This window comes from Nocardia higoensis (assembly GCF_015477835.1).
Lineage (GTDB): Bacteria > Actinomycetota > Actinomycetes > Mycobacteriales > Mycobacteriaceae > Nocardia > Nocardia higoensis_A.
The window spans coordinates 137,743-164,399 of the sequence record NZ_JADLQN010000001.1; the positions used below are offsets into that span (position 1 = coordinate 137,743).

Consider the following 26,657-nt stretch of genomic DNA (forward strand, 5'->3'; position numbering starts at 1 on the left):
AGAAGACCATGAACAACGACCTGAAACTCCAGGGCCACACCCCGTTGTCGAGTGCGGGGACCCTCGTGGAGAACGCCGAGCAGCCACCGGACACCGGCTCGGGCCCCGGAGCCGTCACGGCTGCGGGCGATATCGAAGACATCGGCGGCTACGTACTGTCCGGCACCGCGGCGGAGAGCGGGTTCGCCGACACCACAGAGCTTTCCGGGCTCCCCGATATCGCCTGGGCCTCCTACGGCGCACCGTCGGTGCCGGTGGACGAGCGCATCATCGGCGCCGACGATCGCGTCCAGGTGACCGACACCACGAGCTATCCGTGGCGGGCCCACGCCTCGCTGCTGATCACCGCGGCCGACGGTTCCCAGTGGGTCGGCACCGGATGGTTCCTCGGCCCGCACACTCTCGGCACCGCGGGGCACGTGGTCTTCATCAACAACAGCGGCGTTCCCGGTCGTGACGGGTGGGTGCAGTCGATCCGGGTGATCCCCGGTCGCAACGGCGCCCAGCAGCCCTTCGGCTCGGTCGTCGCCTCGGGGGGTGCGTTCCGTTCGGTGACCGGCTGGACGCTCAACGGCGATCAGAATTTCGACTACGGCGCCATCGTGCTCGCGACCGACCTCGGCAATCAGACAGGATGGCTCGGATTCGGTGTGTACAACGACGCGACCCTGCGGGCCGCGACGGCGAATGTCGCCGGATATCCGGCGGACAAACCCGCGGGTACCCAGTGGTATCACGCCTCCCGGGTCTCGGCGGTCAACGAACAGAAGGTGTTCTACGAGACGGACACGGTGGGTGGGCAGAGCGGCAGCGCGGTGTACCGGCTCGTCGACGGAGACCGGCAGGCCTTCGCCATCCACGCCTACGGCGGCTCCACGGCCAACTCGGGCACGCGGATCAACACCTCGGTGTTCAACAACCTGCTCGCCTGGCGGGCATGACCGGCCCGCTCATCCGGGGCAGCGTCGACTCACCGGAGGGGCCGGTCGCGTTCGCGGCGGTCTACCTCGAATCGGCGCCCGCGCCCACACCGGATGTGGCCGTGATGACCGGTGCGGACGGCGGTTTCGTCCTCGCCGGAGTCGGCCCGGGCCACTACCGCCTCGGCGTGCACGCCCCCGGTCACGACCCACGGCACGTCGATCTCGACGTCGGCGACGAGGACGTCGTCGTCCACGTCCGAATCCCGTGAAACCGAAACGATCTCGTACACAAACGATCTCGTACACAGAGGAATACGACGATGAACAACACCGGTGACACCGTCGCCGTCGATCGGGTGAGTCCGGTCGAGGCGCCGCTGCAACGAGAAACCAGCACTGCCGAACTGATCCAGGTCGACGCGCTCATCCGCGCGAGCGACGCCCGCCTCGCCTTCGGCGTCGACGGGCAGCGCACCACGGTCGCGGTGCTCGACACCGGACTGCGCACCACCCACCGCGACTTCGCGGGTCGGGTGCGCGCGAGCCGGAACTTCACCCGCGACAACGGTGGTGACCCTCGGGACGCCACCGACGGACAGGGCCACGGCACCAATGTGGCGGGCATCATCTGCGCGGGCGACCTGCACATCGGCATCGCCCCTCGTGCGGGAGTCGTCCCGGTCAAGGTGCTCGACAACACGGGCAACGGGTCCTTCCTCGCCATTCGCGACGCCCTGCGGTGGGTGTTCGCCCAGCGCGCCGCACTCGGCATCACCGCGGTGTGCATGTCGCTGGGCGCGTCCGACAACAGGACCACCGACAGTGATCTCGCGGCCGATGCGATCGGGCGGGCGATCGCCGACCTCACCGCGGCGGGCGTCGCCTGCTGCGTGGCCGCGGGCAACGACTTCTTCGCCCACGACAGCGCCCAGGGCATGAGCTACCCCGCGATCTTCCGGCAGACCATCAGTGTCGGCTCCGTGTACGACTCCGATGTCGGGCCGTTCAGCTACCTGTCCGGCGCACAGGTCACCCGGACCGGCCCCGACCGGATCACGCCGTTCTCACAGCGGCTGCACGAGAGTGTCGGGGGCGCGTGTGCGACCGACCTGTTCGCCCCGGGCGCGCCGACCACTTCGTCGGGGATCGCCGGGGACACAGGCGAATCCGTGCAGCACGGCACCAGTCAGGCCACACCGGTGGTCGCCGGCGTGGTGCTGCTGCTCCAGGATCTGTGCCTGAAGAGCACCGGAACGCTGCCGACCGTGGCGGATGTGCGCCGCTGGTTGCTCGAGGGCGCGGTGTCCATCAACGACGGTGACGACGAACGCGACAACGTCCGCAATACCGGCCTGGACTTCGCCCGCGTCAGCGCGCCGGGTGCGCTGCGGGCCTGCGCCCGTGACATCGGTGCCCAGGTCGGCGGCGCGGCGGTCACCGTCCCGACGAACTAGTGCGTTTCGAAGGGGGCGGGCTGGTAGCCCGCCCTCCGTTTCGTACACGGGCCGCCACCGTCCGTAGCGGTCGGCTGGTCGCGTTGAGGCCCGGCGATTGCACGGCGTCCGCGAGCGTCTCCGTTGCGGAGGTGGGCAGGCTTCTGCGGCGCGAGCACACGCTGCCCGCGGCAGCACTGGTGGACCTACGGCGGCCGATCCCGCTGATCCGCTGGGACTTCGAGGACCCGACGATCCGGATGAATCGCGTACCGAGTTCGCGGATCAGGTGAAACGAGGATCGGCTGGCTCGAGATCGAGCTGATCAACAGGCGCGGTGCGTTGCGCACGCTCGTCGCGGTCGAGTACGGGCTCCTGGGATGATGCGACTGGTATATCTCGGAAGTGGGTGCTGTGCGGATCGGAATCCTGGCGTACGAAGGCTGTTTCGCCTCCGAGGTGTTCGCTGTCTCCGATTTTCTCCGCATCGCCGATCATGTCGCCCGCGACAACGGCGCCCCCGGCGCCGAGGTGTTCCGGACCTCGGTGGTGGCCGCGTCGCTCGAGCCGGTGACGGCTGCGGGCGGGTTCACGATCGGGGCGCGTCGATGGCATCACGGCTTCGATCTGCTCGTCGTCCCGGGATTCGAACTCTCGCCCGCCACCGACCTGGATGTCCGGCTCGGCCACCACAGCCGCGAAATCGACTTCCTGAGCACTGCGGCCCGCCGGGGCATCCGGATCGCATCGGTGTGTGTCGGGGCCTTTCTCCTGGGTGAGGCAGGCCTGCTGAACGAACGACGGTGCACCACTTCGTGGCTGTTCGCATCAAGACTGGCCAGGCGGTATCCGCAGTCGACGGTGTGTGCGGAATCCCTGATCGTCACCGACGAGCAGATCATCACCACCGCGGCGTTCACCGCGTCCCTCGACCTCGCGACCGCCATCGTTCGAGACCACCTCGGCGCCGACGTCGCGCGGGCCACCGCACGTATCACCCTGGTATCGGAGAACCGGACCAGCCAGGCGCCGTATGTGGTCGAGTCCATGGTGGAGACGAGCACGGGGCCATTCGCGATCGCGGTCCAGCAGTGGCTGGTCGATCACCTGACCGAGCCCTACAGCCTCTCCCGGCTGGCGGACGCCTTTCATGTCAGCACCAGGACGATGCTGCGGCGCTATGCCGAGGAGGCAGGTTGCGCACCGCTGACCTTCCTGCAGGAGGCTCGGATCGGCGCCGCCAAACGATTCCTGACCGACACCGAGGTGCCGATCGGCGAGATCCCTCGACGCGTCGGGTATCAGGACCCGAGCACCTTGCGCCGACTCTTCCTCGATCGTGTCGGCATGGGACTCGGCGACTACCGCCGCCAGTTCCGCGCACGCTGAGGCCGGGTGGCGCGTGGCCGGATCCACACGAAAGGTGGCGATCGCGCCCCTCCCTCACGATGCGCCGGCCCACGAGGATCGAGCCTGTTCACCTCGAACCGCACGACGAACAGGGATACCCACGATGACAACTCGCGAGATGACCGAGGACGACCCACTCGACGATTTCGAGCGTCGCCACCTCACCTTCGACTCGGTGACGAAGGTCGTGCTCGTATCCGGCTCGGGTCCGGCCGTCGTCGTGATGCCGGAGATGCCCGGCATCAGCCCTCACCTCGCCCGTTTCGCGCGGTGGGTTCGCGACGCCGGGTTCACCGTGTACCTGCCGTCCCTGTTCGGTCGCGACGGTGCGGTACCCACCGCGGCCGACGGCGCCGCGGTGATGCGGCGAGCGTGCGTCAGCGCCGAGTTCCGGGCGTTCGGCGCCAACCGGACCAGCCCCGTCACGCGATGGCTGCGTGCTCTGGCCGCCGCCGCGCACGAGGAGTGCGGCGGCCCCGGGGTCGGGGCCGTCGGCATGTGCTTCACCGGCAACTTCGCTCTGACCATGACGCTCGAGGCGTCAGTTCTCGCGCCGGTGCTCTGCCAACCTTCCCTTCCGCTCGACGACCCCGCCGGGCTGGAAATCGCACCGGAGGACCTCGAGGCGGTGCGAGAGCGACTCGACCGCGACGACCTGACTGTGCTCTCGTTTCGGTTCGCCGGCGACAAGTGGTGTCGCGCGGAGCGTTTCGCCGCCTATGAGTCCGCACTCGGCGACCGATTCGTCGGCACGGTGCTCCCGGACAGCGCGGCCGACTCCACGCCCCCACCGTTTTTCGCGGATGTGGTGGCAAGTCCGCACAGTGTCGTGACGGCGCATTTGATCGACGCCGCGGGCGAGCCCACTCTCGCCGCCCGCGACGAAATTCTGACGTTCCTCGCCGCACGGCTGATCCCCGGACGCTGACCAGGGTGCTGCCCGGCAACATCCCGATCCGCCCAAGGATGGCACGCCTCCGTGAAGCGGTACATGTCCGAACATGGCGCGGGCCATCCGGCGCGGCGCCGGGCCGGGGCGTAACGGATGGCCACTGGATCGAGCACCGCCGACCCGACGGTCGATCGATCCGGAACGCACGATCGGCGATCGGTGGTGAGCCACCGATCGCCGATCGTCATGGAAGCGTCACCGCGAGAACGAATTACGCAGATCGGCGAGGGTGGCGCGGCGTTCGTAGGCGATCCAGGCGAAGATCGCGGCGAGCACCAGCGGGAAGATCGCCATCGCGGGCTTGCCGACGATGAAAGCCTGCGTCGCGGCGGCGAGCACGGTGAGAACGGACAGGCCCGCGGCGGCGAGAGCGCTGAGCCGGGGCACCATCAGCCCGATCCCACCCGCGACCTCGGCGACTCCGATGAAGATCAGCAGTCCGAGGGGGATGGTCAGATTCTCGGGGGCGTTCTCGGCCAGCGCGTTCGGCATGAGGAGCTTCGGCCCGCCGGAGGCGATGATGAAGAACAGGCCGAGCAGGATCTGCAGGGTCCACAGGACACGGTTGCGGATCGCGCCGGGACGGTGGGTGGCGGCGGTGGAGAAAGCGGCAGTGGTCATGTCCGGTCCTTCTGTGTCGGTCGCGCCGGGTCGGTAGCGCGTTCACCTGATACGACGGAGCGCCATCCGAGGAGTCATCGCTGTCGGGCGAGGAATTATTCGGAACCGCTGCTGTAGGGCTCGCCAGGTTGCGCATACCCCCGGGGGGTATTACATTCTCGGTATTCGCCACAACAGGATCGAAAGGGCAATGACGATGACCACTCGGATTCACAGCCATCACCATGGCGAGCAGCTCGCTCATGCCGGTCACACCCAGCACGGCCATCACGCCGGGCATGCGGCTCCGGCCGCCCCCACAGGGCACGGCGATCACGGCGGTGGAGCGCCGGGTGGGCTCCAGATCACCCAGGACGGGTACACCTTGGAGTTGGCCGACCCCATCGTCACCGAGCCGGGTGAGGTCGATTTCCGGTTCCGGATCCTGGGTTCGGACGGGAAGCCGGTCACCGAGTACACCGCCATCCACGACCGCCCCCTGCACCTCATCGTGGTGCGGCGCGAACTGACCGGGTTCTGGCACGTCCACCCGGAACTGGGCGCCGATGGCACCTGGGCGGTGCGGCTGAACCTTCCGGAAGCGGGCGCATACCGCGTATTCACCGACGTCGCCCCGCGCGCGCTCGGAAAGACCATCACCCTCGGCGCGGATCTCGCGGTGGCGGGTCCGTACCGGCCGCAACCCATTCCGGAGCCCGCACGCACCGCGGTCGTGGACGGATACGAGGTGAGCCTCGGCGGGGATCTCCTGCCCGGTGCGGGAGGCCTGATCACGCTGACCGTCCGCAAGGACGGCACACCGGTCACCGATCTGCAGCCCTACCTGGCTGCCTACGGGCATCTGGTGATCCTGCGGGCGGGTGATCTGGCGTACATCCACGTGCATCCGAACGGCGAACCCGGTGACGGTGTGACCGCGCCCGGCCCGGATGTCACCTTCCACACCGTCGTCCCCGGCCCCGGCACCTACCGCGTGTTCCTGGATTTCCAGCACGGCGAGGTCGTGCGCACCGCCGCCTTCACCCTGCCGGCCGCCCCCCGGTGATCACCGCTGCTCACCGCTACCGGCACAAGGAGCCCGACATGTGCGAGTGCTGTTGTCGAAGCACCCGTGACCCACCCCCGACTCGTCCGAGGAAGAATTCGCGATGCGCTCCACGCCCATGACCCGCTCACCGTTCCACAACCATGACTACCTGCGCCTGTTCGCAGCCCAGGTGACCGGCCTGTTCGGCACCGGACTGACCACCGTCGCTGTGGGATTGCTCGCCTACGACCTCGCCGGGGCCGCCGCGGGCGCGGTCCTCGGCACCGCCCTGACCATCAAGATGCTCGTCTACGTCACGGTCGCGCCGATCGCGGGCGCCTATGCCGATCGCTTCCCCCGCCGCCTGTTCCTGGTGTCCCTGCATCTGGTCCGCGCCGCCGTCGTGCTCGTATTGCCGTTCATCGACCAGATATGGCACGTCTACGTGGTGATCGCCGTACTGCAAACCGCTTCGGCTGCCTACACTCCGACCTATCAGGCCGTCATTCCCGACATCCTGCCCGATGAGCGCGAATATACCCGGGCCCTGTCGGCGGCCCAGCTGGCTGCCACCATGGAGACCCTGCTCAGCCCCGTGCTCGCCGCGGTCGCGCTGACCGTGATGAGCTTTCACTGGCTGTTCGTCGGCACCGCGATCGGATTCGCCATCTCGGCAGCGCTGGTGATCACCACCCGCATCCCGAACGTGACCGCCGCGGCCGAGGGTTCCTTCCGTGATCGGATCGCCGTCGGGCTGCGCATCTTCGCGGGCACACCGCGACTGCGTGGACTGCTCGGGTTGAATCTCGTCGTCGCCGCCGCCGGAGCGGTGGTGATGGTCAACACGGTCAACTACGTCCGCGACACCCTCGGCGGCACCCAGTCCGGCGTAGCGATGCTGTTGGCCGCCAACGGTTTCGGTACCATGCTGGTCGCCTTGTCCCTGCCCCGCGTCATCGATCGCCGCGGCGCCCGACCGGTCATGCTGACCGGCGCGGTCACCCTGCTCGCCGCACTCGGATCCGCCATCGCCCTGTCGTTCGCCGCTGCCGGTGATTGGCGCTGGGCCGCCGCGATCACGGTGTGGGTCACCGTCGGTGCGGGCACCGCGGCGATACTGACTCCCACGGGACAGGTGCTGCGCCGCTCATCCCGGCCCGCTGACCGTCCCGCGCTCTTCGCGGCCCAGTTCTCGCTGTCGCACCTGGCGTGGCTGCTCACCTACCCGATCGCCGGATGGCTGACCACCGCTGCGGGCTTCACCACGACCTGGATGGTGCTCGCCGTGCTCGCAGTCGCGGGAATCGCTGTGGCGCTGCGGATGTGGCCACGCCACGATCCGGAGGTCCTGACACATCTGCACGAGGTCGGCACCATCGACCCGGCTCGGCTGATCGACGCCGTACGCGTGGGCGACCGCTTCTACCTGCACACCCACGCCTTCGTCATCGACGCCGACCATCCACATCGGCCGACAACACGGCGGCGGCCGGTCGACACCGCAGCCTGAGCGACCCCCCCGAGCCACCGAGGCAGCCGCCGAGATCTGGTGAGGCGACGTCTTCTCGGATGGCGGACCGGTGACGGTGCAGTTCGCCGCGCCCGCCGCGCAGTCGACCGGCGGTGGCCTGATCGGACGACGAGAAGGTATCGACGCCGGGGGCGTGGTCATGCAGGGCTCGGCAAACGCCGACCGGCATGGCGCCGGGTTCCTGGTTGCCAGCTCTTGCCAGTGGTGATCTACTCGAAGAAGAGGTCCACCTGTATGGAGCAACCCGCTAGTTGTCCGATCAAACGTGGCGCATGGTCCCCTCATCGACCTGTGGGAGCCCGGGGACGCATCTCCGACGGTGTGCGCGGGTGCCACTGGTCCAGGCGTCGTCGAGAGGACGCGCTGCTCGACCCGAATGGAGCGCGGTGATGACCTTCGCAGGCACGAGTGGCAGCCGAACCCGACAGCGGCGCCAGGACTGGCGCCGCGAATACGCCTACACGCTGGGGGAGCAGGCCTACGTCTATGGCTTCCCCTACGTCTACAACGCCCAACTCCGCCATGGGTGGGTGTCCCGGGACGGCGACACGGAGATGGCGATGCACTCCGCCGTCGATCACTTCTGGCACGGCCGCACGCTCTTCGATGCCTCCGACCGGGAAGGCCTGGCCCCGAACAACGACACGCTCTACTCGGGAGCCTGGGTGGACCTGAGCGAGGGGCCCGTCATCCTCTCGCACCCGGAGATGGGCGATCGCTACTTCACCTTCGAACTGGTCGCCATCACCTCCGACAACTACGACTACGTCGGGCGGCGCGCCACCGGATCCCAGGCCGGCGACTTCGCTCTGGTCGGCCCGGGATGGGAGGGGGAACTCCCGGCGGGAGTACGCCGCACGGCGACCGCACCCAGCTCCTGGATCCTGGTCGCCGGTCGCACCCTCGTCGAGGGCGAGCACGACCTGCCCGCCGTGCACGCGCTGCAGGACCAGTACCGGCTGACTCCACTGCATCTGTTCGGTGTGGAGGGCGCCACCGTGCCGGAACGCCGCGACGTGCTCGAACCTGTCGATCCGGAGCAGGATCCGCTCGGATGGTGGAAGACGCTGAATGCGATGCTGGCCGAGAATCCACCGCCGAAGCACCACGAGATCCTGCTCCGGCAGTTCGCGGAGATCGGTGTGGGACCGGGCCTCGATGTCGAGACGCAACCCGAGTCGGTCAAGCAGGGCTTGATCGACGCATCCACCGCGGGCCTGCCCATGCTCGAACAGCAGCTGCTCAGCGGCGATTGGGCGACGATGATCAACGGCTGGCGCTACCCGCCCCCGCAGATGGGGCACTTCGGGGACGACTTCGTCAAACGAGCAGCTGAGCAGGCCTTGTTCGGTGTCTGCGCGAACGATCTCGAGGAGGCGATGTACCTGGTCGCCTTCCACGACGCCGAGGGCGAGAAACTGTCGACCGGCCGCTACGAGATCCGCTTCGACGCGGGGCAGCTTCCCCCTGTGCACGCGTTCTGGTCCCTCACCGCTTATGACGAGGACAGGAACCTGATCGCCAACCCGATCGACCGCTACTCGATCGGCGACCGCACCCGGGGACTGGTGACCGATCCCGACGGGGGGCTGACCCTCCACCTCCAGCCCGACTCGCCCGGGCCCGACCGGGAGAGCAACTGGCTGCCCACGCCGGGCCAGGGCATCTGGTTCGTCATTCTGCGCATGTACCAACCACTGCCCGAGGCCATGGACGCGCGCTGGCAGTGTCCGTCGATCGATCGCGTGCGCTGAGACACCCGGCGCGCCATCCGATACTTCGCGACAGCGCGCCGATACCGGCAAGTCCTACGCCAGAGACGACACGAACGACAAGGTGTTCCCCGCGGGCGCGCATGCGGCCGCGGGGCCTACTCATGGCTCCGGTCCGACGAGTACCGGCATGAGTGCGTCGTCGTGTCCGAGGTGGTGACCTTCGAGCGCGGCGGCGGGTTGCGTCGGCTGCCCTTGTACCGGAAAGCACATCGGCAGGGCATCCGAAAGAGGAAATCGGACGTTTTACCCGCGACCGAATCCGCGTGCGCGGTGTGCGACACTGGGACGGCTCCCTGGATTTTGGTGAGGCTAAGTTTACTCGGACGGAGGATCTGTGACTGTGCAGTTCGCCGCGTCCACCGCGCCGTCGATCGCCGCGCAGTTGACCGGCAGTGGCCTGATCGGACTGCGAGAAGGCCTCGAGGCCGGGATCGTCGTCATGATCCTGGTGGCCTTCCTGGTCAAGTCCGGCCGCCGGGACGCGCTCAGATGGGTCGGCGCCGGGGTCGGCGCCGCCGTCGCGATGGTGGTGGTCATCTTCGCCGCCATCCACTACGGCACCTCGACGGTGACCGGCCTGGCCGCGGAGTTGATCGCCGGCCTCGCCTCGCTGGCAGCGGTGGTGATCGTGACTTGGATGGTGTTGTGGATGCGCACCGCCGCCCGATCGATTTCCGGGGAGCTGCGCGCGAATATGGCACGCGCGTTGACCCTCGGCCCGACCGCGGTGCTGACCCTGTCGTTCCTGGCGGTGGGGCGCGAAGGTGTGGAAACCGCGCTGCTGATGGTCGGCTACGCCGAGAACACCTCCGGCAGTCAGTGGCCGCTGGTCGGGTTGCTGGCGGGGCTGGCCGTCGCGGTCGTGATGACGGTCGCGCTGTACTTCGGCGCGGTGCGGATCAACTTCTCCGCGTTCTTCCGATACACCGGAGTGCTGCTGATCGTCGTCGCGGCGGGAATTCTCGCCTACGGCATCCGGGCGCTGCAGACCGCCGGGTGGCTGCCCGGCCTGGATGCTCGCGCCTTCGACATCTCGTCGTGGTTCTCGATGTCGAGCTGGTACGGCACGGTGGCGCAAGGGGTGTTCAACTTCCGCGCAGATCCGACCGTGCTGCAGGTCGTGGCGTGGGTGGGCTACGTCATTGTCGTGCTGACACTGTTCCTTCGTCCCCAGCGACGCGGGGAAACCCCGAGTGGGGACCGGTCGCAGCCCGCCGAACCGGTGGTTGCGCAGTAGATCAGCTCACCCCGCGCGGTAGCTGTGTGTTCGAGTGAAAGGTCCTCATCCTGTGCGATCGAAGCAAGTGCTGTTCGCCCTCGCCCTGTCGGTACCCGTGGTGCTCTCGGGGTGCGCGAGCAAATCCGATGGCGCCGATGCCATCGCCGTCACCACCGACGACTCCTCATGCGTGGTGGCCGTGAACTCGGCATCCACCGGCACGGTGACCTTCGAGATCACCAACAACGGCACGAAGGCCAGTGAGTTCTACGTCTACGGCGCGGGCGACCGGGTGATCGGCGAGGTGGAGAACATCGGACCCGGCCTGACGCGTCAACTGATCGTGCCGCTCAACGAGCCGGGCACGTACCAGACCGCCTGCAAGCCGGGCATGGTCGGCGACGGCATCCGCAACGACTTCAGCGTCACCGGCGAAGCGAAGACCGGTGGCCAATCGGGCAAACTCGCCGAAGCCGCGGCGGGGTACAAGCGCTACATCAACAGTCAGGCCGCCGCTCTGCAGGAGACCACGAAGTCGTTCGTGGCGGCGATCGCGGCCGGCGACGTCGAATCGGCCAAGCGGCAGTATCCGGTCACCCGGACCTACTACGAGCGCATCGAGCCGGTCGCCGAGAGCTTCCCCAACGACCTGGATCCGCGCATCGACCTGCGCGAGGCCGATCTCGCCGACGGTGACCAGTGGACCGGATTCCACCGGCTGGAGAAGGACCTGTGGACGCAGGGCCTCCAGCCCGACACCCAGCGGATCGCCGATCAACTGCTGGCCGACATCAGCGAACTGGTCGCCGGTGTCAGTGCCGACAGCTACCAGGTCGATCCGCTGACCGTGGCCGGCGGCGCCCAGACCCTGCTCGACGAGATCGCCCGGACCAAGATCACCGGCGAGGAGGACATCTTCTCGCACACCGATCTGTACGACTTCCAGGCCAACGTCGACGGTTCCCAGGCCGCGGTGGCCAGCGTCCGGCCGATCCTCGACGAGAAGAACGCCGATCTCGGCGCCCAGATCGATCGCCGTTTCGCCGAACTGGATGCCGAGCTGGCCAAGTATCGGTCCGGCGACGGATTCATCAGCTATGACAAGGTGACCGAAGAGCAGCGGGTGGCGCTGGCGCGCCTCATCGATGCGCTCTCGGCTGTGGTGAGTCAGGTGCAGGGTGTCGTCGCGAATTCCTGAGAACGCCGGTCGCGCCGGGATCTCCCGCCGCGGCCTGCTCGGCACCGCCGGGATCGGTGTCGCGGCGGCAGGCGCCGGGGTCCTCACCGGCCGTCTGACAAGTGATTCCGCGAATGACGCCACCGGCTCGACCGTAGCCTTTCGCGGACCCCATCAGGCCGGCGTCGTCACACCGGCACAGGACCGACTGCACTTCGCGGCCTTCGATGTCCAGACCAGCTCCCGGGCCGAACTCGTGGAGCTGCTGAAGACCTGGACCGACATGGCCGAGCGGATGACCGCAGGCGAGGAGGCCGTCCCCGGCGGGGCCGTCGGTGGCGCCGCCTACAGTCCGCCGTCCGACACCGGCGAGGCACTGGATCTGCACGCCTCCCGGTTGACCCTGACGATCGGATTCGGCCCGTCACTGTTCACCACGGCCGACGGCGAGGATCGCTTCGGGCTGGCCGCGCGGAAACCGGCGGCACTGCAGAACCTGCCGAAATTCACCGGCGACGCGCTCGATCCGGCCCGCAGCGGCGGCGACATCGCCATTCAGGCCTGCGCCGACGATCCGCAGGTCGCGGTGCACGCCATCCGCAATCTGGCTCGCGTCGGGTTCGGCGTGGTCTCGGTGCGCTGGTCGCAGCTGGGGTTCGGCCGCACCTCGTCGACCTCGACGAGCCAGGCCACGCCGCGCAACCTCTTCGGCTTCAAGGACGGCACCCGCAACATCAAAGCCGAGGACACCGCCACGGTCGACGAATTCGTGTGGGTCGACCAGGCCGACGACCAGGCCTGGATGGCCGGCGGATCGTATCTGGTCACCCGCCGGATCAGGATGCTGATCGAACCGTGGGACCGGACCACGCTGCGCGAGCAGGAGCGGGTCTTCGGCCGGACGAAGGGCTCCGGCGCTCCGATGGGCGGCCGCGACGAGTTCGACGAGCTCGATTTGCAGTCGGCGGGGCCCGACGGTCCCTTGGTCGACCCGGCCGCGCACGTGCGGCTCGCCTCCGCCGAGGAACTCGGCGGAATCCAGATCCTGCGCCGTGGGTACAACTTCACCGACGGTTCGGATGGTTTCGGGCACCTCGACGCGGGACTGTTCTTCATCGCCTACTGCCGCAACCCGATGACCCAGTTCGTGCCGATGCAGGAGAACCTGGCTCGAAACGACGCGCTCAACGAATACATCCAGCATGTCGGTTCAGCGGTGTTCGCGGTGCCTCCCGGGGTGTCGGAAGGCCAGGAGTACTGGGGTTCGGGATTGTTCGAGGGCTGAGATCGCTGCGGCCGGAACGCCTCCCTCGACAGGTCGGGGGAGGCGTTCCGGTGGCGTTCGACGTGCTGGGAAGGCGCTCACCAGGGAGTCGCGCCGGAGGGCATCCGCTGATGCCCTCCCGCTGTTACGAGGTCGCCGTCACCACAGTGAGCGGCGGCACACCGAGTGCTCGGTCGAAGTCCGCCGGGATGATCATGTGGTCCGGATCCAGTTCGGTGACGGAGGCGACACCGAGTCCGCGCATGGCGGAGTCGATTCCGTTGGAGAAGATGTCGAGGACGTTCTCCACCCCGGCCTGACCGTTCGCCGCCAGGCCCCACAGGTAGGCGCGGCCGATCAGCACGGCCTTGGCACCGAGGGCGAGCGCCTTGACAACATCGGATCCGCGGCGGACGCCGCCGTCCATGACGACATCGACCTGGTGGCCGACACGCTCGGCGATGGGCCGCACCATGCGGATCGCGGCGGGCGTTCCGTCGATGTTGTTGCCGCCGTGGTTGGACACCGAGATGCCGTCCACACCGGCATCGACCGCGCGCAGCGCGTCGTCGACGCGACACACGCCCTTGAGGATGAACGGTGTGCCGCTGATCTGCTCCCACATTCCGCGCATCCACGCCACGTCCGTCCAACTGGGCGGGGGTGTGGTCATCCATTCGTAATAGGCGCCGAAGAATGTCGGCGCCTGCCCGCCAGGCGCTTTGAGGTTCGGCGCGGTCAGGTCCGGAATGGTGCCGGTCTTGCCGAACCGCCACAGCCAGCCCGGCTTGGTCACCACCGCGGGCGCCATCCGGACCATGGTCTTGACATCGACTTTCTCCGGGATCTCCGGGCTACCCCAATCCCGGCCCATCGAGAAGGACCAGTCCAGGGTGACGATGAGACCTTTCGAACCGGCGTCGTGGGCACGCCGCATCCGTTGGATCATGGTGTCGCGATCGCCGGTCCAATACATCTGGAAGAACGTCGTAGCGCCGGTCGCGACAACGTCTTCCACCGACTTGGACGCGAAATTCGACAGACCCATGATCGTGCCGCGGGCAGCGGCGGCACGCGCCACCGCCACCTCGCCGTCGGGGTGCACGGCTTGCACGCCGGTCGGGCTGATGATCACCGGCGAGGCGATCTCCTGACCGAAAACCGTGGTCGCCTGGCTGCGCTCGGCCTGCTGACCGACCACGTGCGGAGCGAAACCGATCTCGGCGAAAGCGGCCTGATTGTCGGTCATGCTCTGCCCCCGCTCGGATCCGGCGACCAGGGCGCCGTAGACCGGCTTCGGCAGTCGCTTGCGGGCACGCTCCTGGGCGACGGCGACGGATTCGAACCAGGGGTTCTGCTTCCAGGGGTTCTCGAGTTTCATCAGTGGCAAGCCTTTCCGGCGGCCTCGCCCGCGCACGAACACGCGGTGCCGCACGCCGAGGTGGGGGTGGAGTCGGGATCGAATCCGGCCAGTGGGTTCTCGGCGCAGGCCGAGACCGGCGGGCGGGTGCGCAACTGCAGCAGCAGCGGCTGGTTGCGGGTGGGAACGGTCTTGGAATGGTCCTGGCCGACGGCCGGGACGGTGCGCTCGGCGGCCAGCGCTTGCTCGCTGTGCCCCTGCACGCATTCGGGGTCGGGGCCGTCCAGCGGCAGACCGGTGAAGAATTTCGCCGCCATGCAGCCGCCTCGACAGGCATCGAAGAACGAGCACGAGGAACACGCGCCGCCGGTCTGCGGCGACCGCAGGTCCCGGAACAGGGCGGAGGTGCGCCAGACCGCGCCGAAGCCGCCGTCTGTCAGCAGATTCCCGGCCAGGAAGTTGTCGTGGATGGCGAACGGGCAGGCGTAGACGTCGCCGACCGGATCGATCAGACACACCACACGACCGGCGCCACACAGGTTCAGCCCCGGCAGCGACTCGCCGAACGCGGCGAGATGGAAGAACGAATCGCCGGTGAGCACGTTCTCCCCGTGCGCCATCAGCCAGTCGTACAACTGACGCTGCTGCTCGGGCAGCGGATGCAGTTCGTCCCACACGTCCGCACCGCGTCCGGAGGGGCGCAGCCGGGTCAGCCGCAACGTCGCGCCGAACCTGTCGGCCAGCGCCTTGAACTCGTCGAGCTGGCCGATGTTCTGCCGGGTGCAGACAACGCTGATCTTGGCGTCGGAGAAGCCGGCATCCTGCAAGTTCTGCAGGGCGCGCAGCGCGGTGTCGAAAGATCCCGGGCCGCGGACATAGTCGTTGACCTCGGCGGTCGCGCCGTCCAGCGAGATCTGGACGTCGACGTAGTCGGTCGAGGCGAGGAATCGCGCGCGCTCGGGGGTGATGCGTATTCCGTTGGTGGAGAACTTGACCCCGACATCATGGGCGACCGCGTACTCCAGCAACTCCCAGAAGTCCGGGCGGATGGTCGGCTCCCCGCCGCCGATGTTCACGTAGAAGACCTGCATGCGCTGCAGTTCGTCGATGACCGCCTTGCACTGCTCGGTGGTCAGCTCCCTCGGGTCGCGCCGCCCGCTCGAGGACAGGCAGTGCGCGCATTCGAGGTTGCACGCGTAGGTGAGTTCCCAGGTGAGACAGATCGGTGCGTCCAATCCGTACTCGAACTGCTGGACGAGGCTGCCGCCGACGGGCCGCCGGGATTCTTCGCTGATAACGGTCATTGCGCTGCCTGCTCTCGACGCGGACGGATCATGTCACCGGCAGCGAGGGTGCGAAGCGCTGCCGCGAACGCGGCGTGCTGGGAGGGCGGGACCCCCGCGTTGTCGAGGGCTGTCCGGACATCGGGGGCATCGCCGAGCCCTCGCACGACCGCCACCAGTTCCGGCCGCTTCAGAAAGGTCAGTTTCCGATTCCCGAAGTGATACAGCAGCGCCCCGAACGGCTCCGGCCGCAACGCCACCGACGGCGAGAGGGTCCACGGCTCTCCCAGCAAGGCGTCCATCAGTAGACGCCGCACATACCGTCGATCGAAACCTCCTCGATCAGGTTCTCCTCCACCAGGTCGTCATGGCCGGTCGCTTCGTGATTCATCTCTTTCCCTTCTGGACGCATCCCCGTGAGCCGGGGGAGGGCAACTGATCTCAGCGGCGTTCGACCGCGGAGCCGGCATCCGGGTCACGGAGCCGGCGCGTCCGCGGGTCGAGGTGAGCGTCCTCTCGGACGTCGAGCCGCTGAGGAAGCAGTGGTCGAGGCCGCTTCCGTCGACAAGCATGCCATAGGTCACAGGGTTCCGTCACTAGCTGACAAAAACATTCTTCCGGAGGTTCGTGCGACCGTTCGGCGTCGTGAGGGGCCTGCCCATCGGCTCGGAGCCGGTGTGCTGAACCCGGCGCCGGACGCGTCGATCGATGACAGAGTTCCGTGCGTACTCGCCCACCTGCCGCGACACCGACTTCCGCCGGCGCGGTGACACCACCATCAACGAGATCACCTGGCAGGACTCGACCCGGTCCGTCCTGCTGGAGTTTCGACAGCGGCCAGCGTCGGTTCGGCACAGGCGGTGGGGCGGGTGCGCGGGGACGGCTTGCACCCGGGGCAACTGTGGATGTGCTCGATCTCAGGGATTGCGGGCGATGTCGATGCGAATGGTGTCATCCTGCGAAACGACAACGACTCGATCGCGGCCGGCCTTCCACTGCTGGGGTAGGAGGTAGTAGTAGTCATCGGTGCGTGCGAGAAGCCACAATCCGCTGTAGGCGTACCGATACTTCTCGCCGAGAGCGGTGATCTCGCCCCTGGAGGTGCCGCTTCCTTCCACGGCGAGTCTGTCGACGCTGAACACGACGACGGCGGGTCTGTCCACGAAGGAAGCCCGCTCCTGGCGTATGGCTTCAGTGGTGCCTCGCCGTTCGGCGAAATCGGCGACAGCCCAGAGGTAGCCGATCGCGGTGATCGCGATGAGCGCCAGGACACGGATCTGCATCACCGTGCGGGGCGGGCGCTTGGTGCCGAGAATCGACGGGTAGCGCCAGCGCAGCCAGTGGGCACATCCCAAGGAGGCGGCTGCGGTCATCAACAGGAGTGGTGCGACCACGTCGAGCGTCGCGGCCAGTGTCGTCGGCACGTAGATCAGGACCGCGACGGTCGCGACCAGCAGGATGCCCGCGACGATGAGACACCCCACCCACCGACGCAGAATGGTGCGTGGCCGGCCACTGCTCATCGCATGCTGAGCCGGAATCCTGCGGACCGCCAGAACTGCCAGGATCGTGACGAGCGTCGCGATCAGCGGCTGGAACATCGCGTTCACGCTGAACAGGACGTAGTCGGCGGTGGCATACCCGAGTGCGTGGGCCTCGACCCCGAAATGTCCGTAGAAGGCACGGCTGTAGGCCCAACCGAAGTAGTAGAGCACAGCGGTGACGAACGCTGCCTGGGAAGCGAGCGCGCCGATGACCGGAAGCAAGGACAATCGCTGGGCCGGGCTCGCGGTGCTCATGGGTTCGGGTCGGCCGCAGGTTCGGAAGGTACCTCGGTGGGCGCGATCGTCGGCTCGTCCGTCGGAGCCACCGTCGTCATGCTCGGAGGGCCGACAGTACTCGATGTGGATGTCGAGCGGGAGATCGGTGAAGCGGTCGGCGGAAGGATGTTCGGGGCAACGGTGTCGGCTGGATTCATCGTGATCGGCGGTGCCTCGACCGTAATGGTGGCTATCGTGGCCTGACCGGGCTCGATGGTGGTGTCGCGCACGGTGTCGTCTTCGTCGGCGCACGCACCGGCGAAGAGAGCGAGCGCGGCAGTCATCGCGATGTGGCAACCGATGCGGATCGCTGCTGTGGGACGGGCTGGAACGAGATGACGCGCTCGGGTGTGGTGGGGAAGGGGTTGTGGTCTCGGGTTCATCGGTCGGCTTTCAACGGACGGCGTCTTCGTGTGGCGGGCGAGCCCTCTCGAAGCCGGCGGAGCGCTATCGGTCAGAAGGTTCTCGCCGCGCTCCACCATCGCGCACAGTTGCTGTCTCGTCGCGAGTAGCCGTCTACTCGTTACCGGGAGGGGATCTCCACCCGATGTCTGACTGTCGGCTGGGCCGAGGGCGCACTCGAGGTGACCCTTGCCCGCGGCGTCTGCGCCGGAGGATCTCGACCTCGCGCCGCGCATCCTGCACAGCTGAATGCACGGGATGTTTGCCTCCCACCCCACGATATGACGCCCCGGGACAGCCCGTTCACCGGACCCGGCCCGTCGGCTCAGCCGATCGGCAGGGTACTGAGGATCGGGATGAAACCCCAGTTCATGAGGCGTTCGGCATCGGCGGTCGCGGCGGCCATGTCGTGAGGTGAGCTGTTGAGGACCACCCCGATCAGCCGCTGCCCGCCCCGGGAGGCTTCGAACAGCAGGCAGGTTCCGGCGGCGTCGGTGTTGCCGGTCTTGATTCCGGCGATGCCCGGATACCTGCCGAGCAGGTCGTTGGTGTTCTCCCAGACGTGGGGGCCGTTCGCGGGGCCGGCGGGCTGATGGTGGACCGGTGATCCGACGATCTGGCGGAAGACGGGGTTCGACATGGCGTGGCGGCCGAGGCGCACCAGGTCCGCGGCGGTGGAGTAGGTGGAGTAGTCGTCGGGGACGGGCAGGCCGCTGGGGTCGGCGAAGTGGGTGTCGGTCATGCCGAGTCTTCGCGCGGTGGCGTTCATTTTCGTGAGGAAGGCATCCTGGCCGGGACCGTAGGCCTCGGCCAGCGCGTAGGCGGCATCGCAGCCGGAGGGCAGCAGCATCGCGTACAGCAGCTGGCGGGCGGTGAGGACTTCGCCGGGGGCGAGGTCCGCGGTGCTCCCGCCCTCGGCTTCGGCGTAGTCGAGAGCAGTCTGCGACACCGTGACCGGGCGGTCGAGATCGCCGGATTCGAGCACGACGATCGCCGTCATGACCTTGGTGATACTGGCGATCGGGACGCGGTCGTGGGGTTGGCGTGACCAGAGGAGCAGTCCGGTGTTGGCCTCGGCCAGTACCGCCGACGCGGCCTGCACACCGTCGGGTTGCATGGCCAGTGGGAAGGGATGTTGCGGTTGCGAACTGCCCGGGACCGGGGCTGCCGCGACGGTGGGGGCGAAGACGACGAGTATTCCGGCGAGCACCGCCGGCAGTACACGAGTGGGAGTTCGCATCGCCACATTCTGTCGCCCGCTCTGCCGGAACTGTGGCATTTGCGAGTCGAGGCTTCAGACTGGTCGGTTATGGACCTGCCCGAACTTCCCGATCTGCCGATCCGTGGCGTTCTCGACCGTGTGGTCGCGACCGTGGCCGAGCACGGGACGGCTGTGCTGGTCGCTCCGCCGGGAACCGGGAAGACGACCCTGGTGCCGTTGGCGCTGTCCGCGGCTGTCGCGGGGCGGGTGGTGGTGGCCGAGCCACGACGGTTGGCGGCCCGGGCGGCGGCCGGGCGGATGGCGGCGCTGCTGGGGGAGCAGGTGGGAGAAACCGTCGGCTATTCGGTGCGGGGGGATCGCCGGGTGGGGCGGGGAACTCGGATCGAGGTCGTGACCTCCGGGTTGCTGGTGCGACGGTTGCAGGATGACCCCGAACTGGCGGGGGTTGACGTCGTGCTGCTCGACGAATGCCATGAGCGGCATCTGGACGCGGATCTGCTGTTGGCATTGCTGTTGGATGCCAGGGCCGGCTTGCGTCCGGATCTGCGAGTGCTGGCCACCTCTGCAACCGTTGCGTCAGAACGTCTTTCGGTGTTGCTGGGCGGAGATCGTCCGGCGCCGGTGCTGCAGGCGCACGGTCGGACCCATCCCGTTCGGACGGCCTATGTCGCTCCGTTGCCACGGGAGCGGATCGAGGCGCAGGTCGCGCGCGTCACCCGGATCGCGCTCGCCGACGCCGAGGGCGACGTGCTGGTCTTCCTGCCCGGGGCAGCCGAGATCCGCCGCACCGAGGCACTGCTGGCCGACCTGCCCGGCGTGGATGTCGTTGCGCTGCACGGACGTTTGTCCGCGGTCGGGCAGGATGCGGCATTACGGCCGGGAAGTCGGCAGCGGGTGGTGTTGTCCACGGCGGTGGCGGAGTCGAGTCTGACGGTGCCGGGGGTGCGGGCGGTGGTGGATTCCGGGCTGGCCCGGGTGCCGCGAATCGATCGGGCCCGTGGACTGTCCGGCCTCGCGACGGTCCGGGTGTCGGCGGCGGTGGCCGAACAGCGGGCCGGGCGGGCCGGGCGAGAAGGGCCGGGCTGGGTGTGGCGGTGCTGGCCGGAGTACGAGCATGCGACGCTGCCCGCCTATCCGGAGCCGGAGATCCGGACGGCGGATCTCACCCGATTGACCTTGGAGCTGGCCTGTTGGGGCACCGTCGACGGCCACGGCCTGAGCTGGTGGGATGCGCCGCCGCCGGGCGGGCTGAACGCCGGGCGGGAGGTGTTGCGCGCTCTGGGCGCGGTCGACAGTGCCGGGGCGGTGACCGATCGAGGTCGGCGGATCGCGCGGATCGGGCTGCATCCTCGGTTGGCGCGCGCCCTGCTCGACGGGGCGGAGGTGGTGGGCGCGCGGGCGGCCGCGGAGGTGGTGACTGTTCTCGACGACGACAGCTATGTCTCCGGTGTCGATCTCGTTGCCGGGCTGCGGGTGTTGCGGCGGGAGCGTCCCGCGCGCTGGCGGCGTGAGGTCGATCGGCTGGGCCGGGTGGTCGAAGGACCGGACGGGAAAGACGATCCGGCGTATGTGGTCGCGCTGGCGTATCCGGAGCGGCTGGCACGGCGGCGGGCTCCGGGGTCTGCGAGCTATCTCATGGCGGGCGGCACCGCGGTGACCGTACCGCCCGGCGCCGGCGTCGGTGACGCGGAGTGGTTGGCCGTCGGTGTCGCGACCCGGGATCCGGGGCGGTCGGAGGGGGTGGTGCGGTTGGCCGCGGTGGCCGACGAGCCGCTGGCTCGGCGCGCGGCCTCGAGCCTGCTGAGCAGTGTCGAGGAAATCGATTGGGTCGACGGTGATGTGGTGGCCCGGCGGGTGGAACGACTGGGTGCGATTGTCCTGTCCCGGAAACCGCTGCCCGATCCGGATCGCCGGATGCTCGGCGTGGCGGTTCTGCGCGGGCTGCGTACTTCCGGTCTCGGCCTGCTGTCCTGGAGTCCGGGGGCCATCGCGCTACGGCAACGCCTCGATTTCCTGCATCGAACGCTCGGGGCCCCCTGGCCGCCCGTCGACGACGAGTCGTTGCTGGCTGTCGCCGAGGTCTGGCTCGGTCCGGAATTGGCCACCGCCCGTCGCCGCGCCGATCTCGAACGTATCGATGCCGGGCAGGCGCTGCGCCGTCTCCTGCCCTGGCCCGAGGCCGCCCGGCTGGACGAACTGGCGCCCGAACGTCTCGAGGTCCCCTCTGGCAGCCGCCCACTCCTGGACTATTCGGCCGATCCGCCGGTGCTGGCGGTGAAGGTGCAGGAGGTCTTCGGTTGGGCGGAGGCGCCGCGGCTGGGTGACGGCCGCGTCCCGGTCGTGCTGCATCTGCTCTCCCCGGCGCAGCGCCCGGTGGCGGTGACCGCGGATCTGGCATCGTTCTGGCGTTCGGGCTGGTCTCAGGTCCGCGCGGACCTGCGCGGGCGCTATCCCAAACACGCATGGCCGGAGGACCCGGCGACCGTACCCGCCCATCGAGGCACCGCGCGTCGTGCCGGCCGCGATCGGAGCGGCTGAGCAGTTGCCAGTTGCCGGACTGTGCGGCGATTACCGCGGCGCTCTCGAATGGTGACCGTTTTCCGTGCCGGGCTAGAAGCTGCCGAAGGAGCCGAACGGCAGCAGCTTCTTCCACTGCCCCGGAGGAATTCCCCAGCCTGGAGGGAAGAATGCCGAGCCCGGAGGGAAGAGTTTATCGATGCCCCAGTCGTTGTCGACGAGGGTGACGGTGTTGTCGACAGGAGTGGTGACGGTGTAGGTGTTGACCACATCGGCCTGGGCCGGCGGGGTCACAACAGTCACCGGAGCCACTGCGATTACGCCGGCAAGGACGGCCCGAGCCGCCGTTTGCCTGGTGATTGCGAACACTGCTGATCCTTCCGATGATCCTTTCCGTTGCGCTGCACCGGGAATATTCCGGATGCAATGCGCGTAAAATGCTACGCCGTCGAATACCGTAGAACCAGTAGCGAAATTCGGGCCGGTACATTCGCGACTCGGTGGACAACGCAAACCATGCCACAAATCGATATGTGCGAATTTCCGTGCCACAGAGATTCCCACGCTGGTTCGGCGACGAGTACATGGTGTGAGCAGAGTCGTTCTGCCACGGTATCGGCTTCGATGATCATTATTTCCCGATCAGCGAGATGCGGCCCGGGCCGACCGGTGATTCCTGCCTAGGGTTGCCCGCACGAATCCCGCTCTTCTGGAGGTTGCCGCGTGCGTCACCCGATGGTCTTCTTCTCTTTCGTCGCGCTGCCCGACGCCAAGCCGGAGGAGCACCGTGCCTACAACCTCTGGCATCAGCTCGATCACCGTCCGGAGAACCTGGCTCTGCCCGGCGTCGCGTGGGGTGACCGGTGGGCGCGCCCGCAGGATCTGCGTACCGGACCGGCATCCGAGGAGTACGCCGACACCGACTACGTGGCGATGTACTGGTTCACCGATCCCGTTGAGCAATCGGTGCGTCGATGGAACGAACTCGGCGCCGACTCCTACGAATGGGGTCGCGGTCCTCTCATCCCCGGTGTGCAACGCCGGCTTCTCGGTTTCTTCCGTCCGATCAAGGGCTACGCCGCCGTGTCCGCGCGGGTCTCGGCCGATGTGCTGCCCTACCGCCCGAACCGGGGTCTGCACTTGACGCTGACCCGCTACGCCGAGGCCCGTTCGGACGTTACCCATGCGCACCACGCCTGGGAGGACAGAGTCCTGATCCCGGATCTACTCGACCTCGACGGTGTCGCGGGTGCCTGGACCTTCTCCTTCAGCCACCACCAGTCGGTGACCATGCGGCCGAGGAATTCTCCGGACGACGCCCCTGGCGTGATGCGGATCAGGCTGCTCTATCTCGACGGCGACCTGCTTCCGACTGTCGAACGGATCGGTGAAATCGCGGCCGCGGCACACCAGCGACTGCCCGGCGCCTCGGCGGCGGGTGCGCGATGCCTGATGAGCACCACGCTGCGGACCATCGTGCCTTTCCAGGACTGGTGAGTGGAACATCGACGATTTTCGCGAAGGACTGCGCCCATGACCTCCGACCAGATCGGCGGCGGCATCGCAACGCTGCGTAGCTTCGGTTGGCCGATGGTGGATATCGACGGGCGGGAGGCGCTGCTGATGACTCAGGGTATCTGCGGTGTCAGCCTTCCCCAGCCGCTCGGTGAACGCGTTCGAGAGCGGCTGGCGACCGTCGACAGCTGCGGGCCGATCGTCGGCCACCATCGCCCACTGCCCCGCTACGTCGTCCTCGCCGAGTCCGACAGCTTCGTCGCCGCCGCCGAATTCGCTCGGCGGGGGGCCGTGCTGTTACCGACATCGACTCGAATCCCGCTGCCGCGCACGGACAATGGTGATCAGTCGCTCTACTGGGTCGTGGCCCCGAGCCCGACGAGACGGTGGCTGCCGAATCTGTCGACCGTGCTCTGGGCATTGCTGCACCAGCCGGTTCGCTGCTGACGTGCGGTTGAACGGGACGACGTCGGCGGGGGTGGAGACATGGAACTCTGCAACGCGTCGGCTGCGATACAGTTCACCGCTTGTCGACGGGGCGCAGCGGTGGTGTGCGGGCGGCCGACGCGACGCCGGTCGCTCGGCGGCCGCGCACGACGAGCGCCGATGCCAGGGCGGCGGCGGTCAGTGTGGTGCCCGCCGAGATCCAGAACATGGCGGTGAATGCCGTGAGCGCGGGATAGGTGTGGGCCTCGATGGTCACCGTCCAGGTCGTCGCGGTGGCTGCCATGGTCGCGCTGGCGGTGGAGGTTCCTACCGATTGCAGTAGCGCGCCGATGGTGGTCGCCGATGCCGACTCGGTGATCGGCACCATGGCCATGATCGACGTCGGTATCGCGGCGATGGTGAGGGAGAGACCGGCGCCGACAACGACGGCGCCGGCCAGCAGCTGCCAGGGTTCGCGGCTGAGCGGAACACGGATGGCGAACGCCAGTGCCAGTTCGGCGGCCGCTAGCAGTAGCACCCACTGAGCGCCGAAGCGCGCTATGGCGCGTCCGGCGATCGGCGCGACGAGGATGCCGACAAGGGCGATGGGCATCAGGCACCACCCGGCTCGAAACACGGTCATGCCCGCCCCGAAGCCGGTCGAGGTGGGCAGTTGCAGCATCTGGGTGGTGATCAGGATATTGCTGAACAGGGCGAACCCGATCAGCAGCGCGCACGCATCGACCAGCAGCACCGGCGGCCGCGCGTGGACCCGTAGGTTCACCAGTGGTGCGGCGCTGCGCAACTGCAGCGGAACCCACAGGGCGAGCAGGAGTATCCCCGTGCCGGCCGAGGACAGGGTCTCGGCGCTGGTCCACCCCCACTGGCTGCCCTTCGACATGGACAGCAGCAGCGCGGCGACAACGGCGGCGAGCATCAGGGCGCCCAGGTAGTCGAACCCACCCTTGGTGCCGGAAGCAGGCGCGGAGGCGGGAACGACTGTGGCGACCGCGATCGCCAGCACCGAACCGCTGAGCGCCACCACCCAGAAGATCCAGTGCCAGTCCAGGAACGTGACGATCACTCCGGACAGGGGCAACCCGGTGGCAGCGCCGATCGCCAGGGACGCGCTCATGGTCGCCACCGCGCCGGGAACGCGGTGCGCTGGCAGCACGTCACGCATGGTCGCCATCGCGACCGGGATCAGCGACAGCCCGCACCCTTGCAGCGCGCGGGCGAACACCAGCGGAATCAGCGACTCACCGACGGCACCCAGCAGCGACGCGGCCACCACGACCACCAGCGTCACCAGGATCAGGCGCTTCTTGCCGTACATGTCGGCCAGCCGCCCGATCAACGGGGTGACGACTGCGCCGGTGACAAGAGTGGCGGTCACCAGCCAGGACGCGGTGCCTGCCGAAGTGTTCAACAGGACGGGTAGAGCGGGCAGCAACGGCAGCATCATGGTCTGCTGCAACGCCATCAGAATCCCGCATGCGGCGAGTACGCAGACGATTCCGGCACCCGACCCGCCGCTGTACTGCCGCGCGTCGGTACGCAGGACCGGCGCCTCGGCGCCTAGCATCGTAGCGCGCTGAAGTAAGAGGTCCGACGATCGATCATGCGCACAGCATCTGGCCCGCACCGGCCGCGTGGCGATCCGGTTGCCACTCAGTGGACAGTCGCGGGATCGCGACGGTCACGCACCGGGTGCCGCGACCGCACACGGACCAGCCGCGCGGGCGAACGCGTGACCGGAGCCGGGGCGGGTCCCGCTCGATGGGAAGGGTGGCGTGCGCACCCGATGTGCGGATCTACCGTGTGCAGCGCGAACCCGGCTGGTGCGCCGTCGGTCGTGCCCGTCATGGGCGCAGCCGACGCAGGCAGGAAAGGCCATCGGCGACATCGATCCGGGCAGGGCACGCCCATGCGGCAACGAGCATCGAACAGCTCGATCGAGCGAAGGGACGAACAGATGCAACTGGAGGACAAGGTCGTCGCCGTGACCGGCGCCGGGAACGGCATCGGGCGGCAGACGGCGCTGCGCCTGCTCGATCGCGGGGCGCGGGTCGCGCTGATCGACCTGAAGGAGGACTGGCTCGAGGAGACCCGGGCGCTCGCCGGTACGCGGCAGGACCGGGTGTCGCTGCACGTCGCCGACGTGACGGAGGTGGCGACGGTCGCCGCGTTGCCCGCGGCGATCCTCGCCGAGCACGGGCAGATCGACGGGCTGATCAACGTCGCCGGGATCATCCACCGGTTCGCTCCCGTCGCTGAACTCGAACGCGACGAGATCGAGCGGGTCGTCCGGGTCAACTTCTGGGGCACCGTGAACATGTGCCTGGCCTTCCTGCCGGAACTGCGGCAGCGGCCCGAAGCGGGGCTGGTGAATGTCTCCAGCCTGTCCGGGCTGATCCCGTTCGCGGGGCAGACGATCTACAGCGCGACCAAGGGGGCGGTCAAGCAGTTCAGCGAGGGCCTGTATCAGGAACTGATGGACACGAACGTCGCTGTGACAACGGTCTTTCCGGGCAATATCAGCACGAACCTGAGCGGCAACTCCGGAGTGAGGATGATCGACGCCGGAGGCCGCAAGGTGCGGGCCACCACCCCCGAGCGCACCGCGGAACTCATCGTCGAGGGGGTGGAGAAGGGGAAGTTCCGGGTGCTCGTCGGGCAGGACGCCACCGCGCTCGACAAGCTCGTCCGGCTCGCCCCGCGCTGGGCGACACGCATGATCGCGAAACAGATGAAGAGCGTGCTCTGACCGGTGGCGTCGC

27 protein-coding genes are annotated in these 26,657 nt (G+C 68.1%); 18 read left to right on the top strand and 9 right to left on the bottom strand.

Features of this window, described 5'->3' with window-relative positions:
* Positions 1-8: 8 nt before the first annotated feature.
* The 6 genes from IU449_RS00550 to IU449_RS00575 all read left to right on the top strand — a co-directional run bounded on the left by IU449_RS00550 (position 9) and on the right by IU449_RS00575 (position 4,694).
* Positions 9-941: a trypsin-like serine peptidase gene (locus IU449_RS00550; RefSeq protein ID WP_195000014.1), complete on the top strand. Its 933-nt coding sequence runs from the start codon at positions 9-11 to the stop codon at positions 939-941.
* Positions 938-1,192, top strand: coding sequence for a carboxypeptidase-like regulatory domain-containing protein (locus IU449_RS00555; protein ID WP_195000015.1), 255 nt, complete (start codon positions 938-940; stop codon positions 1,190-1,192). The genes IU449_RS00550 and IU449_RS00555 overlap by 4 nt, the downstream gene beginning before the upstream one ends.
* Before the next feature lie 51 nt (positions 1,193-1,243).
* On the top strand, positions 1,244-2,377 hold the full coding sequence (locus IU449_RS00560; RefSeq protein ID WP_195000016.1) for a S8 family peptidase: 1,134 nt from the start codon (positions 1,244-1,246) through the stop codon (positions 2,375-2,377).
* A gap of 131 nt (positions 2,378-2,508) precedes the next feature.
* The gene (locus IU449_RS00565) at positions 2,509-2,649 is read left to right on the top strand and encodes a hypothetical protein (RefSeq protein ID WP_195000017.1); all 141 of its coding nucleotides are present in this window, start codon (positions 2,509-2,511) and stop codon (positions 2,647-2,649) included.
* A gap of 121 nt (positions 2,650-2,770) precedes the next feature.
* A complete protein-coding gene (locus IU449_RS00570) occupies positions 2,771-3,745 on the top strand; it encodes a GlxA family transcriptional regulator (protein WP_195000018.1) in 975 nt (324 codons plus the stop codon).
* Positions 3,746-3,869: 124 nt separating this feature from the next.
* Positions 3,870-4,694, top strand: a complete 825-nt coding sequence (locus tag IU449_RS00575) for a dienelactone hydrolase family protein (RefSeq protein WP_195000019.1) — start codon at positions 3,870-3,872, stop codon at positions 4,692-4,694.
* Between the two features lie 219 nt (positions 4,695-4,913).
* Here IU449_RS00575 and IU449_RS00580 read toward each other — a convergent pair whose 3' ends face one another.
* On the bottom strand, positions 4,914-5,339 hold the full coding sequence (locus tag IU449_RS00580) for a DoxX family protein (protein ID WP_195000020.1): 426 nt from the start codon (positions 5,337-5,339) through the stop codon (positions 4,914-4,916).
* Positions 5,340-5,535: 196 nt separating this feature from the next.
* Between IU449_RS00580 and IU449_RS00585 the strand changes: the two genes are divergently transcribed.
* From IU449_RS00585 to efeB, 7 genes are all read left to right on the top strand, one after another.
* Positions 5,536-6,384, top strand: coding sequence for a hypothetical protein (locus tag IU449_RS00585; RefSeq protein ID WP_228803599.1), 849 nt, complete (start codon positions 5,536-5,538; stop codon positions 6,382-6,384).
* Between the two features lie 103 nt (positions 6,385-6,487).
* On the top strand, positions 6,488-7,876 hold the full coding sequence (locus IU449_RS00590) for an MFS transporter (protein WP_228803601.1): 1,389 nt from the start codon (positions 6,488-6,490) through the stop codon (positions 7,874-7,876).
* Between the two features lie 70 nt (positions 7,877-7,946).
* Positions 7,947-8,105 carry a hypothetical protein gene (locus tag IU449_RS00595; RefSeq protein WP_195000021.1) on the top strand — a complete coding sequence of 53 codons (159 nt, stop codon included), beginning with the start codon at positions 7,947-7,949 and terminating at the stop codon, positions 8,103-8,105.
* Between the two features lie 181 nt (positions 8,106-8,286).
* A complete protein-coding gene (locus tag IU449_RS00600) occupies positions 8,287-9,651 on the top strand; it encodes a DUF1254 domain-containing protein (RefSeq protein ID WP_195000022.1) in 1,365 nt (454 codons plus the stop codon).
* 355 nt (positions 9,652-10,006) lie between these two features.
* On the top strand, positions 10,007-10,909 hold the full coding sequence (gene efeU / locus IU449_RS00605; RefSeq protein ID WP_195000023.1) for an iron uptake transporter permease EfeU: 903 nt from the start codon (positions 10,007-10,009) through the stop codon (positions 10,907-10,909).
* Between the two features lie 52 nt (positions 10,910-10,961).
* On the top strand, positions 10,962-12,089 hold the full coding sequence (efeO, locus tag IU449_RS00610) for an iron uptake system protein EfeO (RefSeq protein WP_324188026.1): 1,128 nt from the start codon (positions 10,962-10,964) through the stop codon (positions 12,087-12,089).
* Entirely contained in the window at positions 12,070-13,353 is a 1,284-nt protein-coding gene (efeB, locus tag IU449_RS00615; RefSeq protein ID WP_195000024.1) for an iron uptake transporter deferrochelatase/peroxidase subunit, read from the top strand. Before efeO ends, efeB begins: the two co-directional genes overlap by 20 nt.
* Before the next feature lie 124 nt (positions 13,354-13,477).
* Here the strand turns inward: efeB and mftD are convergent, their stop codons facing one another.
* From mftD to IU449_RS00640, 5 genes are all read right to left on the bottom strand, one after another.
* Positions 13,478-14,713 (bottom strand): pre-mycofactocin synthase MftD, encoded by a 1,236-nt coding sequence (gene mftD / locus IU449_RS00620; RefSeq protein WP_195000025.1) that lies wholly within the window; start codon positions 14,711-14,713, stop codon positions 13,478-13,480.
* A complete protein-coding gene (gene mftC / locus IU449_RS00625) occupies positions 14,713-15,996 on the bottom strand; it encodes a mycofactocin radical SAM maturase (RefSeq protein ID WP_195000026.1) in 1,284 nt (427 codons plus the stop codon). The genes mftD and mftC overlap by 1 nt, the downstream gene beginning before the upstream one ends.
* A complete protein-coding gene (gene mftB / locus IU449_RS00630) occupies positions 15,993-16,277 on the bottom strand; it encodes a mycofactocin biosynthesis chaperone MftB (RefSeq protein WP_195000027.1) in 285 nt (94 codons plus the stop codon). Before mftB ends, mftC begins: the two co-directional genes overlap by 4 nt.
* On the bottom strand, positions 16,277-16,366 hold the full coding sequence (mftA, locus tag IU449_RS00635) for a mycofactocin precursor MftA (protein WP_195000028.1): 90 nt from the start codon (positions 16,364-16,366) through the stop codon (positions 16,277-16,279). The genes mftB and mftA overlap by 1 nt, the downstream gene beginning before the upstream one ends.
* A 526-nt stretch (positions 16,367-16,892) precedes the next feature.
* Positions 16,893-17,774 (bottom strand): hypothetical protein, encoded by an 882-nt coding sequence (locus tag IU449_RS00640; RefSeq protein ID WP_195000029.1) that lies wholly within the window; start codon positions 17,772-17,774, stop codon positions 16,893-16,895.
* Positions 17,775-17,810: 36 nt separating this feature from the next.
* Here IU449_RS00640 and IU449_RS00645 point away from each other — a divergent pair, with 36 nt between their 5' ends.
* Positions 17,811-17,999 (top strand): hypothetical protein, encoded by a 189-nt coding sequence (locus IU449_RS00645; RefSeq protein WP_195000030.1) that lies wholly within the window; start codon positions 17,811-17,813, stop codon positions 17,997-17,999.
* 523 nt (positions 18,000-18,522) lie between these two features.
* On the opposite strand, the gene IU449_RS00650 is transcribed toward IU449_RS00645, so the two are convergent.
* On the bottom strand, positions 18,523-19,437 hold the full coding sequence (locus IU449_RS00650) for a D-alanyl-D-alanine carboxypeptidase family protein (protein ID WP_195000031.1): 915 nt from the start codon (positions 19,435-19,437) through the stop codon (positions 18,523-18,525).
* A 69-nt stretch (positions 19,438-19,506) separates the two neighbouring features.
* Here IU449_RS00650 and hrpB point away from each other — a divergent pair, with 69 nt between their 5' ends.
* The gene (hrpB, locus tag IU449_RS00655) at positions 19,507-21,957 is read left to right on the top strand and encodes an ATP-dependent helicase HrpB (protein WP_195000032.1); all 2,451 of its coding nucleotides are present in this window, start codon (positions 19,507-19,509) and stop codon (positions 21,955-21,957) included.
* A gap of 72 nt (positions 21,958-22,029) precedes the next feature.
* Here hrpB and IU449_RS00660 read toward each other — a convergent pair whose 3' ends face one another.
* Complete coding sequence (locus IU449_RS00660; protein ID WP_195000033.1) at positions 22,030-22,305, bottom strand: hypothetical protein; 276 nt, start codon at positions 22,303-22,305, stop codon at positions 22,030-22,032.
* 354 nt (positions 22,306-22,659) lie between these two features.
* Between IU449_RS00660 and IU449_RS00665 the strand changes: the two genes are divergently transcribed.
* Together IU449_RS00665 and IU449_RS00670 are read left to right on the top strand one after the other, a co-directional pair.
* A complete protein-coding gene (locus tag IU449_RS00665; protein WP_324188027.1) occupies positions 22,660-23,433 on the top strand; it encodes a hypothetical protein in 774 nt (257 codons plus the stop codon).
* A 36-nt stretch (positions 23,434-23,469) separates the two neighbouring features.
* Entirely contained in the window at positions 23,470-23,898 is a 429-nt protein-coding gene (locus IU449_RS00670; protein ID WP_195000034.1) for a hypothetical protein, read from the top strand.
* Between the two features lie 73 nt (positions 23,899-23,971).
* On the opposite strand, the gene IU449_RS00675 is transcribed toward IU449_RS00670, so the two are convergent.
* The gene (locus tag IU449_RS00675) at positions 23,972-25,462 is read right to left on the bottom strand and encodes an MFS transporter (RefSeq protein ID WP_195000035.1); all 1,491 of its coding nucleotides are present in this window, start codon (positions 25,460-25,462) and stop codon (positions 23,972-23,974) included.
* A gap of 390 nt (positions 25,463-25,852) precedes the next feature.
* On the opposite strand from IU449_RS00675, the gene IU449_RS00680 reads away from it, so the two are divergent.
* Positions 25,853-26,644 carry an SDR family NAD(P)-dependent oxidoreductase gene (locus tag IU449_RS00680; protein WP_195000036.1) on the top strand — a complete coding sequence of 264 codons (792 nt, stop codon included), beginning with the start codon at positions 25,853-25,855 and terminating at the stop codon, positions 26,642-26,644.
* Positions 26,645-26,657: the final 13 nt, after the last annotated feature.

What these genes read in the sequence shown, in the direction of transcription:
- hrpB (WP_195000032.1), top strand. Translation starts at nt 19,507, where the DNA reads ATGGACCTGCCCGAACTTCCCGATCTGCCGATCCGTGGCGTTCTCGAC.
- IU449_RS00580 (WP_195000020.1), bottom strand. Translation starts at nt 5,339, where the DNA reads ATGACCACTGCCGCTTTCTCCACCGCCGCCACCCACCGTCCCGGCGCG.
- IU449_RS00675 (WP_195000035.1), bottom strand. Translation starts at nt 25,462, where the DNA reads ATGCTAGGCGCCGAGGCGCCGGTCCTGCGTACCGACGCGCGGCAGTAC.
- IU449_RS00590 (WP_228803601.1), top strand. Translation starts at nt 6,488, where the DNA reads ATGCGCTCCACGCCCATGACCCGCTCACCGTTCCACAACCATGACTAC.
- mftB (WP_195000027.1), bottom strand. Translation starts at nt 16,277, where the DNA reads ATGGACGCCTTGCTGGGAGAGCCGTGGACCCTCTCGCCGTCGGTGGCG.
- IU449_RS00575 (WP_195000019.1), top strand. Translation starts at nt 3,870, where the DNA reads ATGACAACTCGCGAGATGACCGAGGACGACCCACTCGACGATTTCGAG.
- IU449_RS00670 (WP_195000034.1), top strand. Translation starts at nt 23,470, where the DNA reads ATGACCTCCGACCAGATCGGCGGCGGCATCGCAACGCTGCGTAGCTTC.
- IU449_RS00650 (WP_195000031.1), bottom strand. Translation starts at nt 19,437, where the DNA reads ATGCGAACTCCCACTCGTGTACTGCCGGCGGTGCTCGCCGGAATACTC.
- IU449_RS00585 (WP_228803599.1), top strand. Translation starts at nt 5,536, where the DNA reads ATGACCACTCGGATTCACAGCCATCACCATGGCGAGCAGCTCGCTCAT.
- IU449_RS00680 (WP_195000036.1), top strand. Translation starts at nt 25,853, where the DNA reads ATGCAACTGGAGGACAAGGTCGTCGCCGTGACCGGCGCCGGGAACGGC.
- mftD (WP_195000025.1), bottom strand. Translation starts at nt 14,713, where the DNA reads ATGAAACTCGAGAACCCCTGGAAGCAGAACCCCTGGTTCGAATCCGTC.
- mftA (WP_195000028.1), bottom strand. Translation starts at nt 16,366, where the DNA reads ATGAATCACGAAGCGACCGGCCATGACGACCTGGTGGAGGAGAACCTG.
- IU449_RS00560 (WP_195000016.1), top strand. Translation starts at nt 1,244, where the DNA reads ATGAACAACACCGGTGACACCGTCGCCGTCGATCGGGTGAGTCCGGTC.
- IU449_RS00555 (WP_195000015.1), top strand. Translation starts at nt 938, where the DNA reads ATGACCGGCCCGCTCATCCGGGGCAGCGTCGACTCACCGGAGGGGCCG.
- mftC (WP_195000026.1), bottom strand. Translation starts at nt 15,996, where the DNA reads ATGACCGTTATCAGCGAAGAATCCCGGCGGCCCGTCGGCGGCAGCCTC.
- IU449_RS00640 (WP_195000029.1), bottom strand. Translation starts at nt 17,774, where the DNA reads ATGAGCACCGCGAGCCCGGCCCAGCGATTGTCCTTGCTTCCGGTCATC.
- IU449_RS00550 (WP_195000014.1), top strand. Translation starts at nt 9, where the DNA reads ATGAACAACGACCTGAAACTCCAGGGCCACACCCCGTTGTCGAGTGCG.
- IU449_RS00600 (WP_195000022.1), top strand. Translation starts at nt 8,287, where the DNA reads ATGACCTTCGCAGGCACGAGTGGCAGCCGAACCCGACAGCGGCGCCAG.